Source organism: Geminicoccus flavidas (assembly GCF_009806515.1).
In the GTDB taxonomy this organism is placed as follows: Bacteria; Pseudomonadota; Alphaproteobacteria; order Geminicoccales; family Geminicoccaceae; genus Geminicoccus; species Geminicoccus flavidus.
Genome location: NZ_WUJP01000396.1, coordinates 1 through 346, shown reverse-complemented (window position 1 = coordinate 346; position 346 = coordinate 1). Strand labels below are relative to the sequence as shown.

Below are 346 nucleotides of genomic sequence, written 5' to 3'. Positions count from 1 at the left end.
GGGGGTGACCCCTTGCTGCGGCGCGCGCTAGATGCCACGGGTGCCGCGGCGTGGCAAGGGGTAGCGTGGCGATGGACAAGGTCGGGGGCAGGACGGCAAAGGAGGAGCGCGCAGCACGGCTGGCAGCGGCGATGCGCGAGAACCTGAAGCGGCGCAAGGCGCAGGAACGGGCGCGGCAGGAGCGGGCGCAGCCGGCCGGCGGGGACGCGCCCGAGCGGGTGGAGCCGGGGGACGGCCAGCACCGTTGACCGCTTCTGCACCTGCGGTAGAAGCGCCGATCATGTCAGCATGTGCTGACGGACGCGGCCGGGTCCTGCCGGCGCCAACGCCTTCTTCTTCTGGACGA

The 346-nt window shown here is 72.8% G+C and carries 1 protein-coding gene; it reads left to right on the top strand.

Annotated elements, in window-relative coordinates:
* The first annotated feature begins 71 nt into the window (after positions 1–71).
* Entirely contained in the window at positions 72–248 is a 177-nt protein-coding gene (locus EQG76_RS31685; protein WP_200840737.1) for a hypothetical protein, read from the top strand.
* Positions 249–346: the final 98 nt, after the last annotated feature.

Excerpts from the sequence above, each read along its gene's own strand:
- EQG76_RS31685 (WP_200840737.1), top strand. The coding sequence starts at position 72 with ATGGACAAGGTCGGGGGCAGGACGGCAAAGGAGGAGCGCGCAGCACGG.